The sequence below is a fragment of the Providencia sp. PROV267 genome (assembly GCF_028477825.1).
Taxonomy (GTDB): domain Bacteria; phylum Pseudomonadota; class Gammaproteobacteria; order Enterobacterales; family Enterobacteriaceae; genus Providencia; species Providencia stuartii.
The window spans coordinates 71,469-85,888 of record NZ_JAMPLX010000005.1 but is presented as its reverse complement, the minus strand read 5'-3'; the positions used below and the strand labels follow the sequence as shown (position 1 = coordinate 85,888).

14 protein-coding genes and 1 riboswitch are annotated in these 14,420 nt (G+C 39.3%); of the genes, 10 read left to right on the top strand and 4 right to left on the bottom strand.

Annotated elements, in window-relative coordinates:
* Positions 1 to 148 precede the first annotated feature (148 nt).
* From PR709_RS03625 to tehB, 3 genes are all read left to right on the top strand, one after another.
* Positions 149 to 958 (top strand): hypothetical protein, encoded by an 810-nt coding sequence (locus PR709_RS03625; protein WP_004922055.1) that lies wholly within the window; start codon positions 149 to 151, stop codon positions 956 to 958.
* 349 nt (positions 959 to 1,307) lie between these two features.
* Positions 1,308 to 2,387 (top strand): linear amide C-N hydrolase, encoded by a 1,080-nt coding sequence (locus PR709_RS03620; protein WP_004922053.1) that lies wholly within the window; start codon positions 1,308 to 1,310, stop codon positions 2,385 to 2,387.
* Between the two features lie 113 nt (positions 2,388 to 2,500).
* Positions 2,501 to 3,388 carry an SAM-dependent methyltransferase TehB gene (tehB, locus tag PR709_RS03615; RefSeq protein ID WP_014656432.1) on the top strand — a complete coding sequence of 296 codons (888 nt, stop codon included), beginning with the start codon at positions 2,501 to 2,503 and terminating at the stop codon, positions 3,386 to 3,388.
* Positions 3,389 to 3,447: 59 nt separating this feature from the next.
* Here the strand turns inward: tehB and clcA are convergent, their stop codons facing one another.
* Positions 3,448 to 4,848 carry a H(+)/Cl(-) exchange transporter ClcA gene (gene clcA, locus PR709_RS03610; RefSeq protein WP_036941215.1) on the bottom strand — a complete coding sequence of 467 codons (1,401 nt, stop codon included), beginning with the start codon at positions 4,846 to 4,848 and terminating at the stop codon, positions 3,448 to 3,450.
* 404 nt (positions 4,849 to 5,252) lie between these two features.
* A complete protein-coding gene (locus PR709_RS03605) occupies positions 5,253 to 6,350 on the bottom strand; it encodes a porin (RefSeq protein ID WP_060560860.1) in 1,098 nt (365 codons plus the stop codon).
* A 318-nt stretch (positions 6,351 to 6,668) separates the two neighbouring features.
* Between PR709_RS03605 and hcp the strand changes: the two genes are divergently transcribed.
* Complete coding sequence (gene hcp / locus PR709_RS03600) at positions 6,669 to 8,321, top strand: hydroxylamine reductase (protein ID WP_154625646.1); 1,653 nt, start codon at positions 6,669 to 6,671, stop codon at positions 8,319 to 8,321.
* 46 nt (positions 8,322 to 8,367) lie between these two features.
* A complete protein-coding gene (gene hcr, locus PR709_RS03595) occupies positions 8,368 to 9,372 on the top strand; it encodes an NADH oxidoreductase (protein WP_036941211.1) in 1,005 nt (334 codons plus the stop codon).
* A gap of 148 nt (positions 9,373 to 9,520) precedes the next feature.
* On the opposite strand, the gene PR709_RS03590 is transcribed toward hcr, so the two are convergent.
* Positions 9,521 to 9,757 (bottom strand): HEAT repeat domain-containing protein, encoded by a 237-nt coding sequence (locus PR709_RS03590; RefSeq protein WP_004922032.1) that lies wholly within the window; start codon positions 9,755 to 9,757, stop codon positions 9,521 to 9,523.
* Between the two features lie 616 nt (positions 9,758 to 10,373).
* Positions 10,374 to 10,545, top strand: a riboswitch (M-box (ykoK) riboswitch).
* A 74-nt stretch (positions 10,546 to 10,619) separates the two neighbouring features.
* Between PR709_RS03590 and PR709_RS03585 the strand changes: the two genes are divergently transcribed.
* Positions 10,620 to 11,690: a magnesium transporter gene (locus PR709_RS03585; RefSeq protein ID WP_004922030.1), complete on the top strand. Its 1,071-nt coding sequence runs from the start codon at positions 10,620 to 10,622 to the stop codon at positions 11,688 to 11,690.
* A 29-nt stretch (positions 11,691 to 11,719) separates the two neighbouring features.
* Here PR709_RS03585 and PR709_RS03580 read toward each other — a convergent pair whose 3' ends face one another.
* Positions 11,720 to 12,253, bottom strand: coding sequence for a SprT family zinc-dependent metalloprotease (locus tag PR709_RS03580; RefSeq protein ID WP_141173165.1), 534 nt, complete (start codon positions 12,251 to 12,253; stop codon positions 11,720 to 11,722).
* Between the two features lie 106 nt (positions 12,254 to 12,359).
* Here PR709_RS03580 and PR709_RS03575 point away from each other — a divergent pair, with 106 nt between their 5' ends.
* The 4 genes from PR709_RS03575 to PR709_RS03560 all read left to right on the top strand — a co-directional run bounded on the left by PR709_RS03575 (position 12,360) and on the right by PR709_RS03560 (position 14,418).
* Positions 12,360 to 12,686, top strand: a complete 327-nt coding sequence (locus PR709_RS03575) for an ArsR/SmtB family transcription factor (protein ID WP_272570723.1) — start codon at positions 12,360 to 12,362, stop codon at positions 12,684 to 12,686.
* A 2-nt stretch (positions 12,687 to 12,688) separates the two neighbouring features.
* Positions 12,689 to 13,126: a YeeE/YedE family protein gene (locus PR709_RS03570; protein ID WP_169342121.1), complete on the top strand. Its 438-nt coding sequence runs from the start codon at positions 12,689 to 12,691 to the stop codon at positions 13,124 to 13,126.
* A 4-nt stretch (positions 13,127 to 13,130) separates the two neighbouring features.
* On the top strand, positions 13,131 to 13,538 hold the full coding sequence (locus PR709_RS03565; protein ID WP_272570722.1) for a DUF6691 family protein: 408 nt from the start codon (positions 13,131 to 13,133) through the stop codon (positions 13,536 to 13,538).
* Positions 13,539 to 13,806: 268 nt separating this feature from the next.
* On the top strand, positions 13,807 to 14,418 hold the full coding sequence (locus tag PR709_RS03560; protein WP_004922007.1) for a lytic polysaccharide monooxygenase: 612 nt from the start codon (positions 13,807 to 13,809) through the stop codon (positions 14,416 to 14,418).
* Positions 14,419 to 14,420: the final 2 nt, after the last annotated feature.

Here is a 14,420-nt window from a genome sequence, read left to right as displayed (position 1 = left end):
TTTTTAATTTCCCTTTTTCCTATAGCTTAATGACTTTGTAACAGGGTAGAATACATTAAAAATCAAATGGCTTGATCGTAAGTGCTTATTTAGGATAAGTCAGTTGAGGCGATTTATTAGTCAGGCATTGTTATAAAGGTATAGGCTCTTGGAGACAAATAATTCACGTAAAACAGCACTAATTGTTGTTGTTATTTTTATCGCGTTTGCACTCGGTTTTTATTGGTTGGGCAAAGATAACAATACATTATCAACACAAGCAGAGGCTGAAGTTCAATCAAGCTCTTTAGAGGCACCATTAAGCGTTGCTCAGATAGAGGCATTATCTGATATCGAAAAAGATATGCCGGTTATTAAAACGATAAAAAAAATCAATCCTGATGTTTATCAAGCCATAGAAAATATTGTTCGTGATTACGATCCTTCTAATGAACTACTGAGCCGACATATGTTTGATCAGATAGTGGGTAGTGTCATGAAGCTCGTGACTGAACGTATCCCTTATGCTTCGGATGAATCCATCATTAATTTTACCAGCAAAGTGAACGATTATTTAAATGTGCTGTTGGAAGCAGACCCGTCAGGAAAAACCTGTTTCTATTCACTGTTCCCATATTTGCGTGATTCAGCGGCGATTATGCCACCACAAAAAAGTCATTCGGTCCTCCTTAAACAATTAGAGGCAACCAATGAATTACTGATTTCCAGTGAAGCTGGCGTTAAACAGCCGACATTGTCGAATGAAGAAAAAAACACAATTCTGACGAATATTCAGGCTAAATTAACTGCAAAATATGGTAAGAAAACCTCATTACTAGGGGATTTAGAAAAAGCTAAGCAGCAACCGGCGGTCACTTGCCGTATTACAATGAGTTTTTACGATCACATTTTGGCGATGCCAGATAGCCAGAAAAAAGCGGCCTTTTTACGCTCTCTATTCGCTGGCACGAATCAATAATCAGTGACGCAATATCCCATCTTAAAATGATGGGATATTGCTTCATCATGTTATTTCCCTGCCAAATATGACGGTTTAATAGACAAAGTCGAATATATCCTCACATTAATGAATGTATTTTTTGAAGCTAAATAGCCTTTAATTGTTATTGAATGTTTCAAAAGGTTGATTCGTCCTGCGCATAGCTCATAATTCTTCTATACTTTTATCATCAAATTATATTTTCAATTTTATGATGAATATGAACATGTTAATTGAGCCAAGTTGATACATTTTATTTATTCAGTCCATCACTGTTTGACGATGTGTAAAGTCTATTGGCGGTAACTCTTTGTTTCTAGGAGGTCAGATGTCGTTTGTTAAGAAAAGCATGGTTGCACTACTCACCGCGGCCGCAGTTTATGTTCCCTCAGTTGTCACTCAAGCATGTACGCGCGTCGTGTATTTAGGTGAAGATCAGCAAACCATGACCGCGAGGACGATGGACTGGAAATATGATATTGGGACTAATTTATGGATATTTCCGCGAGGAATGAAGAGAGAGGGTATCGCTGGGCCTAACTCCCTAAAATGGACGTCAAAATACGGTAGTGTGATTGCATCAGGCTATGATATTTCAACGACCGATGGGGTGAATGAAAAAGGTTTAGTGGCTAATTTATTATGGCTTGCAGAATCACAATACCCACCAGCGAATGATAAGCAGCCAGCGCTCTCTATCTCATTATGGGCCCAATATATGCTTGATAACTTTGCGACGGTGGCTGAAGCGGTAGAAGCATTAGAGAAAACACCGTTATTGGTTATGACCGATAACGTACCCGGGCAAGACCGTTTAGCCACTTTGCATTTATCATTGTCAGATGCGAGTGGTGATAGTGCGATTGTTGAATACATTAATGGTAAGCAAGTTATTCACCACAGTCGCCAATATCAAGTCATGACAAATTCACCTATTTATGAAAAGCAATTAGCTATGCAAGAATATTGGCAAGGAATAGGTGGTACGGTTATGTTGCCTGGCACAAACCGCTCAGCGGATCGGTTTGCACGTGCACAATTTTATATTAATGCTATCCCACAACAGACAACACCAAATAAAGCTGTTGCCAGTGTGTTCGGCGTTATTCGTAATGTGTCTGTTCCTTATGGATTAACCACAGAAAACTCACCTGAAATTTCCTCGACTCGCTGGCGGACTCTAGTTGATCATAAACGTCAACTCTATTTCTTCGAATCCGCTCTAACCCCAAATATCTTTTGGACTAACCTTAAGAAGATTGATTTCTCTGCTGAAACGGGCAAGGTGAAAAAACTGACCCTCGGTGCTGAGCAGAGTCATATTTTTTCTGGCGATGCGACCAATGAGTATGTAGAGAGTGAGCCTTTTGAGTTTTTAGGTTTATCAGCAAAACAACTGGGTTATTAATCTTCCGCTATCAACCTTCTGGTTTTCCAGAAGGTTGATTCTGATCAAGCTACCAAACATCATCTTATGAAACCTTTGCAGGTCGATTAATAAAGTTATAAGATGTATTTAATATGCAACTTAAAGGTGATGATATGAGCGAGTTAGTTTGTTATAAGACTATGCCTGTGTGGGATAAAGCCTCTCTTCCTCTGATGTTTCAAGAGCGCCATAACACGAAAGAAGATACCTATGCACAACTTCGAGTACTAAAAGGATCACTCGATTTTGTTATTTTTTCAGAAGACGGTAGCGAGCAAAAATTTACATTTGATATTAATAACCAACCACCGATTATTGAGCCTCAAGTTTGGCATCGAATTTCGGATTGCAGCGATGATATGCAGTGCCAACTCTCCTTTTTATGTCATCCCGATATCAAATTCTATAAAGAATATGGCTTAACTATCCCACATTCGGAAGTGAGATTTTTGTGTGAAAATAACCTGTCTCAGCCATGTAAAACGTTAGATTTAGGATCAGGACGTGGACGCAATAGCTTCTATCTTGCATTGCAAGGTTATGACGTGACAGCGGTAGATATTAACCCACAACATATTCAGGCCATTGAATTTGTCAAAAAACAAGCTGGTATAGAAAATATTAAAACTGCGATTTATGATATTAATAGCCATCAAATCAAAGACGATTATGATTTAATCATCTCTACCGTTGTATTAATGTTTTTGCAGCGTGAACGTATTGCGGATGTTATTGCTAACATGCAAGCACACACATTACCGGGTGGTATTAATGTGATCGTATGTGCTGCTGAAACGCCAGATGCTCCTTTAGATTTGATCCCATTCAAATGCTTCCTCAAAGCAGGGGAGTTGCATGAATATTACAAAGACTGGGAGATTTTAAAATATAATGAAAATCCTGGTCATCTGCATAGAACGGATGCGCAAGGTAACCGTATAAAACTTAATTTCGCGACATTAATTGCCAAAAAGCGGTAGTGTTTGATTAGGTTAAGACAATTGCGGGATGCGTAAAACATCCCGCTGGTTGATTAAGCTTAGCTCGCCGCTTTGGTTTGCTCTGCTGATTTTTCTTGTGCACTTCTTTGCAATGTTCTTTCTAATAAAACCGAGTAAAGTGGTCTACCACCTAAAAATTGCGCTACCATGGTCGCGCCTAGACAGGTAATAATCATAGGTAAAATAAGTTGGTAGTTACTGGTCATTTCGAGTACTAACACTAACCCCGTTAGCGGCGCTCTGACTGTCGCGGCAAATAAAGCGCCCATACCCGCAATAGCAAAAGTGCCCACTTCAATGTGGTAATCCGGAAAAAGTTCTAACACGCAGTAACCGTAAATGCCCCCAAAAAGCGTACCTAAAGCGAGTAGTGGAGAGAAAATACCACCGGGGGCACCAGAGCTAAAGCTGATAGTGGATGTGAGGAAGCGTAGGGCAAAAAACAGTATTAAGACCGATACAGTAAAACTTCCTGCTACCATTTGGTGGATCACAGAAAAACCGCCTCCAACAACTTCAGGAGTATAAACACCAATAGCACCACAGCATCCACCGATTAGGCCTCCCATTAATACAAAACGAGAAACTTTATTTTGATAAAATGCGAGGAATTTCGTTTGTAGATAAAGCAAAAAGCGGTTAAAGCAAATACCAATCACCCCAAATAGCATTCCTAAAATTAAATAAAGCCATAATGTATTTAAGGGAGCAGATGAAAATTGTCCAATATTTAAGATGGCGGCTTGACCACTGATTAATTGGTAGACAATGGTAGAGGTAATTGAACCAATAAACACTGCTTTTATGGATATTAAGCTATATTTAAACTGTGGACGCATCTCTTCAATAATAAATAAGATACCTGCCAGTGGGGCATTGAACGCCGTTGATAGCCCCGCTGCTGCACCCGCAGCTAATAACGTATGACGTGATTCATTATCTTTAATACGAAAAATATCATAAAACATTTGGCTGATATTGGCGCCGAGCTGTACTGTTGGGCCTTCGCGGCCTAGCACCATTCCAGAGCCTAATGCACCTAATCCACCAAAAAATTTAACGGGGATAACGCGCCACCATCGTACAGGGCGTAGGTCTTGTAATGCGCCTTCAATTTCAGGTATCCCTGATCCCCCTGACTCTGGTGAGATTTTCTTGACGAGATAATAGCCTATCATCGCTAATATTGCAGATACTGCAAACATAGCAGGAATAAGTAGCCATTTGTCGGTAATAAGTTCATTAACAGAACTGCTTCGATAGTTGCTCACCCATGTTGTGCCTAGTTCAAATAAGGTTCCCACCAAGCCAACAAATGCACCAATGACCGCGGATAAAAGCAATATGCCAAATGGGGTCTTATTAGATTCTTTTAATCGTCTGAGTATTCCGAAACGATATTTCATTGCGGATTGACTCATTGAACTTTGTTCAGACATCTTTTTATGACTCTCTATTAGTGATGTATAGCAACTTATTGTAATTTTAGTATGACAAGCAGTATGTCAAACCATACCACAATTTTATTGTCAGGTATTTTATTTAATAAACAAAGCAAATAAAACGTAAGACTTTACTTTTTTTAATTATTGGAATATGACGTTATTTAATTAAAGTGAAATTAATAAGTCATAAATGTGTAATCATTTATAATATCTGTATAAAGTAAGCTAGTTTAAGTAAATAATAAGGGATATGCGCTAAAGTTTATTAGATTTGTTAATAAAATAATCGGTAAGTTAATATTTAAGTCGGGGAATGACAGGACGTTTGGGGATAATTGCGTATGATGGAATTCACCCCACTATGAAAACCATAATGGGGGTGAATTACTTAAATAGATTTAAAATTGGTAAATTAAACCTAAGCCAAGCACATTGTCTGTATTGATACCATAGTCATCGGTGAATTGGTTATCTTTTAATAAATTGATTTTGTAATCAATGACAGCGGCCATATTCTTGTTGAAATCGTAGGATGCACCAACCGCAATATACTTCACTAAGTCTTTATTGCCATAATTACCTAGGTTTTTACCTTTAGATTGGTTATAGCCAATGGAGGGTGTCAGGCCAAAATCGAACGAATACAATGCAACTAGTTCAAGATTTTCTGTTTTGTTGGCAATCGCCTCAGCGTCATCATCGCCAAATCGGGTTGTGTTGAGTGTTTGCCCATACATCGCGGCTAAATATAACTCATCAAGTTCTAATTTACTGCCAACGTTCCAAGCTTCGGCGCGTTTTCCTGTTGCTCCCGTTTTAATATTATTCTGGCTTGGCGTACGCGATGAATTTGAATAACCGCCACCAATTGAGAGACCCCAACCTAATTCATAAGCGGTAGAAAAACCGTAGCCATCACCATTGTTATCTAATGCGCTTGAGCCGGTTGATTTATTTTGATCGCCATTTTTACCTTGGTACTGTAGAGCGAAGCTTAAACCATCAATATAACCAAAACCATTGTTATTACGATAAGTTAGTAAATTGCGGTTACGGCCCATCATGAAGGTATCTTCTTGATCCATGGTATCAGCACCCCAAAGTGGCAATACGTCTGTCCAAGCATTGGTATCATAAATCACACCATAATTACGACCGTAATCAAGTGAGCCGTAGTCTGCAAATTTTAATCCAGCGTACGCTAAACGATTTTGGTTATCATTACTGGTTTCCGCTTTATTGGTCGACGTTTCCCACTCAAAACGACCAAAACCAATTAACTGGTCTGTAATTTGCGTGTCACCTTTAAACCCTAAACGGACTCGTGAATCATCCCCATCTTCCCCGCTTTTTGCATCGGCAAAATAGTGGCGAACATCAATTTGACCGTAAACATCCAGTTTATTGCCATCTTTGTTATAAACCTCAGCAGCATTGGTAACACCCGCCGCGAATAATGAGCAGATAGTCACTGCAAGAATAGTCTTTTTCTTCATAAAAAATCCTTTAAGCCATTTACTAACTAAGTGAAATCTTTTTGTACCTAACAAATTAAGCGCGGGTATTATCAAGTTAACAAATCAAATTTAGCAAGTACTAATTCGAGCAAAAATGAAACTATTTATCTTAAGGATACTGTCATAAGGCTAATTTTCCTTATTTTATTAGTGAGATAGATGCAAATAGTTCTCATTTACTAAAAACATTAATATAGATCAATAAAGCATCAGATAAGCTTTAAATCCGCTTTCTTATTATCGAAAAAGGTTTAATCTTAATGTTGTATTCAAAATGCAACTTATGAGGCAATGAACATGTACTGTGTGCAATGTGAACAAACAATTAGAACTCCAGCTGGCAATGGCTGTGCATACGCGCAGGGTATGTGCGGTAAAACGGCGGAAACGTCTGACCTGCAAGATTTATTAGTGGCTGTACTACAAAGTCTGTCGGCGAGTGCAGTTACGGCCCGTGAATTGGGAATTATTGACCACGATGTCGATAGCTTTGCTCCTCGAGCTTTTTTCTCAACACTGACAAACGTTAACTTTGATTCAGAGCGTATTATTGGCTATGCACGTGAAGCGATTTATCTGCGTGATAAATTAATCAAGCAATGCCAAGCTAAAAATAGTGCCATTGTGTTTAATCACCCCCTGATTAATATCCAATTAAATGGCAACGATATTGCGACCTTGCAAAAACAAGCCGAAGCGTTCGCACTTGATATTGATAAAGCACAAGTGGGTGATGATATTCATGGCTTACGCATGCTTTGCTTATATGGGCTAAAAGGTGCTGCCGCTTATATGGAGCATGCTCATGTATTAGGCCAATATGATAATGATATTTATCGTCAATATCATCAAATCATGGCGTGGCTCGGTACGTTACCAGCGGATATGAATGAACTGCTTGATAACGCGATGGCGATTGGCCAAATGAATTTCAAAGTCATGGAAATTCTAGATGCAGGTGAAACAGGGGAGTTTGGCCACCCTGTGCCAACAGAGGTCAATGTTCGCCCTGTTGCTGGTAAATGTATTCTTATTTCAGGCCATGACCTGAAAGATTTGAAAATGTTGTTAGAACAAACGGAAGGAACGGGGATTAATATTTATACTCACGGTGAGATGTTACCTGCTCACGGTTACCCTGAACTTAAAAAATATTCACACCTTGTTGGTAACTATGGTAGTGGTTGGCAAAATCAGCAAACGGAATTCGCGAAATTCCCGGGTCCTGTGCTGATGACTTCAAACTGTATTATCGACCCTGATGTCGGTCAGTATAAAGATCGTATTTGGACTCGCAGTATCGTGGGTTGGCCTGGAGCGAAACATTTAACGGGAGATGATTTTTCTGAAATGATCAATCAAGCTCTATCAATGAATGGCTTCCCATATACAGAAATTGAACACAAAATTACGGTTGGTTTTGGTCGTCAAACATTATTGAGTGCCGCTGATACCGTAATTGATTTAGTTTCACAGAAAAAATTACGTCACGTATTTTTAGTAGGGGGTTGTGATGGTAGCCGTGGTGAGCGTAGTTATTATACGGATTTCGCTCGCAGTGTACCGGAAGACTGCTTAATTCTCACGTTGGCATGCGGTAAATATCGTTTCAATAAATTAGACTTTGGTACATTGGAAGGCTTACCTCGTCTACTAGATGTGGGTCAGTGTAATGATGCTTATTCAGCAATCATGCTTGCAGTGAACTTAGCCGAAAAATTAGGTTGTGGCGTTAATGATTTACCATTGAGCTTGATTCTGTCTTGGTTTGAACAAAAAGCGATTGTTATTTTACTGACGCTGTTGTCGCTGGGCGTTAAAAATATTTATACCGGCCCAACAGCACCTGGTTTCTTAACTGAAAACTTATTAAATGTGCTGAACGAAAAATTCGGTATGCGTAGCATTACAACAGTTGAACAAGATCTAGCTGAAATTCTGCCTGCTTAATATTAAGAGTGAAGGGGGGATATTTCCCCCCAATTGGAGTGATAGGATGACAATGCCGAGTAGTTTATGTCCAAATAGAATGCAAATACATTCTATTCATCAAGAAACCTCCGATGTATGGACGATTAATTTAATCAATCACGACTTTTATACATATTCACCCGGTCAATATGCACTTGTTAGTATTAAAAACAGCGATGAAATCATGAGAGCTTATACGATTTCATCGACACCTGGGCAAAGCCGTTTTATCACGATTACGGTAAGACGCTTAGAACAAGGCACAGGATCATGCTGGTTAACGGGGGCAGTAAAACCCGGTGATTATCTCTGGCTTTCTGACGCTCAGGGGGAGTTTACCTGTGCAGAGCTCAATAGTAACCAATATCTGATGTTAGCCGCTGGCTGTGGTGTGACGCCAATTATGTCGATGGTGCGTTGGTTGATGGCTAATCGGCCTCAGGCGGATGTCAAAGTTTTGTTTAACGTGCGTGATAGCCAACAAGTCATTTTTGCGGATGAATGGGATCAGTTGATTGAGCGATATTCATCTCGATTACAACTGTGCATTATGGCGGAAACGCCAGATAATGGTGGCGTCGCAGAAGGGCGATTAACCCTTGAGAAACTTTCTGCCTTGGTGCCGGATATTAGCGCTAGAGTGGTCATGACTTGTGGGCCTACACCTTATATGAAGAATGCTCAGCAATTCGCTAAAAGCCTAGGTGTACCTGCTGATCATTTCTTTATGGAACGTTTTTCGCTAGAGCCGGAGCCGGTTGAAAGTGAAGACGTAGTGACATTAAAAATACGCCACCGTTTGGTCGATTTTAAAGTCCCTGTCGGAACGTCGTTGCTGTCGGCTTTAGAACAAAATAAACAGCCAGTCATTGCGGCTTGCCGTGCTGGTGTTTGTGGTAGCTGTAAAACAAAAGTACTCTCAGGCAATTATACGACGAGCAGTACCATGACATTGACAGAAGAAGAGATTGCGGCCGGTTATGTCTTGGCTTGTAGCTGCCAATTACAAGGTGATACAGAAATAGCGTAAGTGACCTCATCAATGAACTGTCTCATTATAGTGGCTAAGTAATGAGACAGTGACCTATGTATTATTTATTAAACAAAAATACGTAATTGGTTGTAAGTTATTATATAATAAAAGGTAACTGAATATCGATATAACACATTAAACGAGTTTATTTAAGTGTATATCCTTCAGGTATAAAATAAACGGATAATTTACTTAATGTGTTGATAGCTGATACTGCAATCTCTTTATTTGGATCTTGGCAAAGATTGATAATACGAACAATAGCTTCTTGGTGTTCAATAGTTGCTTTATAATCTCCTAACGCTGATATAGCGGCGATTTTTATCTCATCATTCACTCGAAATGTTAGATTTGTCAGCATACCGACAATGGTTCTGTCCATAATTAAAACTTCACTCTTTAATTAACCTTGCGGTATTTTAAAATAAAAATAAATATATTAACCACTAAATTAATATGTGATTATGTATTTTTATTTTGAAATACTAATAAGCTGAGACTTTTTTCGAATTAAATAATGCATTAAGTGCATTCTCTTATTAAGACGTTTTTTTATGATGGTTGATTAAAATTAAATAAGATGTGACAGAAATAAAATAATTTACCTGTTTGGCGGGTTTGTTTTATATAGTATAGATTATTCAAAAAATTATAATAATGCAAATTAATATATTCAATATTATTCTTTTACCTTAGGATGAAAGATAAAATAAATTAGATAAAATCAAGTAATTTTCCTTTTTTGTCATTGCGTTATAAATTTATTAATCGGGTAACTACGTTTTTTATTCACGTGTAAAAAATAAGTCAAAAGCAGCGTATTTTGAACAGTGAATAAAATATTAATACATGCTTGGTTACATTTAGTAACGCGACGAATTGTTGTCATACATCAACTTAAACAAAACCTAAACAAGATAATCAACATGTGTTATTAACGCTATTTTCGGGGTGGTAATTAATAATCTTATGGTTATAATTCGCGTCGCATCAAAAGTGCAGTATCTCGTTAGGCGAGGCTCCTATACAAACACAGGTTACTGATCTGACGACGTCGAGAGACGCCCAAGATCAGGACAGGATATATCGAACGAAGGTATATCCCCATGTAACTTCCAATGTAAGTTGGATACGTTGTATAGTGCTAAAACCGAGACGTAGAGATAGCCACCGCATTCTCTCATCTGGTTTCGCCCCTATGTGAGTACTGTTTGAGTAAACAACAGTAACTAGGGACTAAAAAAATGACTTTCACTACCCAGAACAAAGCGGGATCTGTAGCAATTGCTCAGTCCGCAATGAAAGGCGCACGCCTGAATAACAACAACACTCAGCAACCAAAAATTGATGACGCAACTGTCAGCGCATATATGAGCCAATCTTATTTGCCTGTTTCTATTGCGGATTCTGTTGCTTGCGTGAAAAAGAATTTGATCGAACACTTAGACGGTGAGCAGATCCCAACGTATTTATTTGTTGTTGATCAGGAAAATTATTTAAATGGTATTCTTTCAGTCAAATCGCTATTAGCGGCGGATGAAGGGTTGCTTGTATCCGATATTATGAGACACAACTACTTTTCAGTGGCGCCTGATCAATCACGTCATGATGTTTATGATCTGATCAACCATAGTGGTTTGGATATGATACCCGTTGTTCAATTTGGCAAATTGATGGGGGTATTACGTCCTCAAGATATTGCTGAATTAATTGAAGATGAGAATACATTAGACGCACAACTTCAAGGGGCGACTACACCACTTGAAGAGCCTTATTTAGCAACCAGTCCTATTACGTTATGGCGTAAACGTGTCGTATGGCTATTAATGCTATTTGTTGCGGAAGCTTATACCGGTACAGTATTAAAAGCCTTTGAAGAGCAATTAGAAGCTGCGATTTCTCTGGCCTTCTTTATTCCATTATTAATTGGAACGGGCGGGAACAGTGGAACGCAAATCACTTCAACCCTTGTCAGGGCGATGGCGCTAGGGGAAGTGAGCCTACGTAATTTGGGCGCGGTATTGAAAAAAGAAGTATCAACCTCTTTCTTAGTGGCCGTGACTATTGGTGCAGCTGCTTTGATTAGGGCATGGATACTGGGTGTGGGCGCTGAAGTGACGATTGTAGTAAGTCTAACTATTGTTGCTATCACCATGTGGAGTGCAATTGTTTCTTCGATTATCCCAATGGTATTGAAGAAATTAAAAGTTGACCCCGCAGTAGTATCTGCGCCGTTTATTGCAACCTTCATTGATGGAACGGGTCTAATTATTTACTTCGAAATTGCCAAATTGGTAATGACGGAGTTCGCCTAAAGACACACCATCGACTTGATGCGGCAGTGTTATTCAACATCTGCCGCATTCACCCACTCATTCTGTTTTAAAACCTCCCCACATTTTCGGCACAAATACTGATTCTCCCCTCTGACAATTTTATTATGCCTTCTAATGGTTAATTCGTGCGTTGTGGAACACGCACAATGGTAGGTAAAAGTGCGACTTTTGACGGACGTGACTTCAAAGCGATGTGTACGTTTTGCGGGAACGTCTAAAACGTGTTCCATCATCCACTTCCACTCTTTGCCATGGGGAGCAATACCTTTACGGCCAAAGACTTGATACACTAATAGATGAGCCAACTCATGAGGGATCACCTCATTAATGAAGCTATCACCATTTTCAATCAGTAAGACAGCATTTAAACGAATTTCCCACTCTTTTAAGTAGGCACTCCCTGCTGTTGTTCCTCGCTGCTTATAGTTAAGTGTTGGTTCTGGAAAGATTTGTTCCAGCTTTTGTTGGGCTAAATTCAGTTTTGCCCTCAGCATGCGCATGGCTTTTTGTTGAAGATAAATGGGGATTCGAACGGTTTTCATATAACTAAGCATAATATAAGCCGATATGAGGAAACAAGCATTATTGGCTATCATTATATAAAAATATATATTATATTTTATGATAATGTGTTTATTGGGAGGATTTATGAGCGAGGACTCTACAAACCAATTGCTTTTGGCGATGAAGCAGTCTGCAACACAAACGTCATCATTGCTGAAAACATTAGGTAATCCGGATCGATTACTTCTGTTATGCCAGTTAACGCAAGGTGAGGCGTGTGTGAGCGATCTTGAAACGTCGCTGGGCATACAGCAACCAACCCTTTCTCAACAACTAACGGTATTGCGTCATGAAGGGCTCGTGACGACACGTCGTGAAGGTAAACGAATTTATTATGCGATTGCCGATGAAAAGCTCTTCACGTTACTGAATACACTTTACCAACTTTATTGTCCGGTTCAGGAGAAATAATGATGTCTATTGATTGGGCTAATTTTACCCCTTGGTCAGCTGCGATGGGGGGCTTATTAATTGGCGCGGCAGTTTCCCTATTACTTCTTTTTAATGGCAGAATTGCTGGTATCAGCGGTATTTTAAGTGGCGTTTTAAAACCGATTGCAGGGGATACCGCTTGGAAGGTGGCATTTGTGCTCGGGATTATGGCGGCTCCTGCTTTATTTACGCTCTTTTTCTTTTCACCGGAAGTGTCGATCACGACGAGCACCCCTATCCTTATCCTCGCCGGTTTATTCGTCGGCTTTGGTACGCGATTAGGGAGTGGCTGTACAAGTGGTCACGGAATTTGTGGTATGGCGAGGTTTTCTCGGCGTTCGATAGTTGCGGTTATCACTTTTATGTTAGTGGCATTTGCGACGGTAGCGGTTATAAATTTATTGGGATTAAGAGGATAAAGTTATGCCAGTTATTATCGCATTAATCTCAGGTTTATTATTTGGCTTGGGGCTATTATTAGCGGGGATGGGAAATCCGGCTAAAATTCTTAGCTTCTTAAATATTACGGGTAATTGGGATCCTTCTTTATTAGTCACTATGGCAGTGGCGATGGTGATCAGTGCAATTGCATTTGCCTTCGCCAAAAAACGTCAAGCTAGTGTATTAAAATGCCCTATGCAGATCCCGACCAATCAAAAAATTGATAAGCCTCTAGTGATAGGGAGTGTGTTATTTGGACTTGGCTGGGGATTAGCCGGTATTTGTCCTGGGCCTGTATTGCTATTAACGGGGATGGGGTTAACACAAGGGATCATTTTTACATTAGCCATGATTGCGGGCATGTCTGTTTTTCAATTATTCAAAAAATAATAGCGTCAGCCCCAAATTTAAAGGGGCTGAATTTTTTATTAAAGATTAGTGATATCTATTAAATAACATTTCTGCTTTTCTATTTTCATATAAAAATATATCTATTCATATTTAAAAAAATACTTATCATGATAAATATTTAATTTAGCTCGTTGATTTATTCATAAAAAACGCTTTTAAACTGATAATAATATAAATGAACCGTGTGATGGCTATTTATCGCACTGTTTAAAAAACATTTATTATAAAGTGAATAAAGAGGTGCATTATGAAAAATCAATTTAAGCATCTTATATCCTTAAGCTGTTTAGGATCGCTATTACTAGGCGTTTCTCAGTTTGCCCTAGCACATGGTTATACAACAGAGCCACCAAGTCGTGCTTATTTATGTTCGGTGCGTAATACCACTGAATTAAAAAATACGGGCTGTGGCAATCAAGTACCTTATGACCCACATAGTTTTGAAGCACCAAAAGGATTCCCTGAGGCTGGTCCGGCTGATGGAGTCATTGCCAGTGCTGCGATAGCAGCTCACTCTGAAATGGATGAACAGTCGCCGACCCGATGGGTAAAAAGTGAGCTTAAAACGGGGAAAAATACCTTTGCTTGGTATTTAACCGTTGTGCATTCTACCGATAGCTGGCGGTATTTTATCACTAAGCCTGATTGGGACCCATCACAGCCACTCACACGCGATTCTTTTGATTTAACGCCTTTCTGTGTCAAATATGAAAATGGCGTTAGACCACCAGTCGTCACAGAAATCGAGTGTGATGTGCCGAAAGACCGCTCTGGCTATCATGTCATCCTTGCGGTGTGGGATGTTTATGATACGTCAAATGCATTCTACCAAGTTAGTGATGTCAATATCAGCGATTAATA

What these genes read in the sequence shown, in the direction of transcription:
- PR709_RS03605 (WP_060560860.1), bottom strand. Translation starts at nt 6,350, where the DNA reads ATGAAGAAAAAGACTATTCTTGCAGTGACTATCTGCTCATTATTCGCG.
- hcr (WP_036941211.1), top strand. Translation starts at nt 8,368, where the DNA reads ATGACAATGCCGAGTAGTTTATGTCCAAATAGAATGCAAATACATTCT.
- PR709_RS03590 (WP_004922032.1), bottom strand. Translation starts at nt 9,757, where the DNA reads ATGGACAGAACCATTGTCGGTATGCTGACAAATCTAACATTTCGAGTG.
- tehB (WP_014656432.1), top strand. Translation starts at nt 2,501, where the DNA reads ATGCAACTTAAAGGTGATGATATGAGCGAGTTAGTTTGTTATAAGACT.
- clcA (WP_036941215.1), bottom strand. Translation starts at nt 4,848, where the DNA reads ATGTCTGAACAAAGTTCAATGAGTCAATCCGCAATGAAATATCGTTTC.
- hcp (WP_154625646.1), top strand. Translation starts at nt 6,669, where the DNA reads ATGTACTGTGTGCAATGTGAACAAACAATTAGAACTCCAGCTGGCAAT.
- PR709_RS03585 (WP_004922030.1), top strand. Translation starts at nt 10,620, where the DNA reads ATGACTTTCACTACCCAGAACAAAGCGGGATCTGTAGCAATTGCTCAG.
- PR709_RS03580 (WP_141173165.1), bottom strand. Translation starts at nt 12,253, where the DNA reads ATGAAAACCGTTCGAATCCCCATTTATCTTCAACAAAAAGCCATGCGC.
- PR709_RS03570 (WP_169342121.1), top strand. Translation starts at nt 12,689, where the DNA reads ATGTCTATTGATTGGGCTAATTTTACCCCTTGGTCAGCTGCGATGGGG.
- PR709_RS03620 (WP_004922053.1), top strand. Translation starts at nt 1,308, where the DNA reads ATGTCGTTTGTTAAGAAAAGCATGGTTGCACTACTCACCGCGGCCGCA.
- PR709_RS03575 (WP_272570723.1), top strand. Translation starts at nt 12,360, where the DNA reads ATGAGCGAGGACTCTACAAACCAATTGCTTTTGGCGATGAAGCAGTCT.
- PR709_RS03565 (WP_272570722.1), top strand. Translation starts at nt 13,131, where the DNA reads ATGCCAGTTATTATCGCATTAATCTCAGGTTTATTATTTGGCTTGGGG.
- PR709_RS03560 (WP_004922007.1), top strand. Translation starts at nt 13,807, where the DNA reads ATGAAAAATCAATTTAAGCATCTTATATCCTTAAGCTGTTTAGGATCG.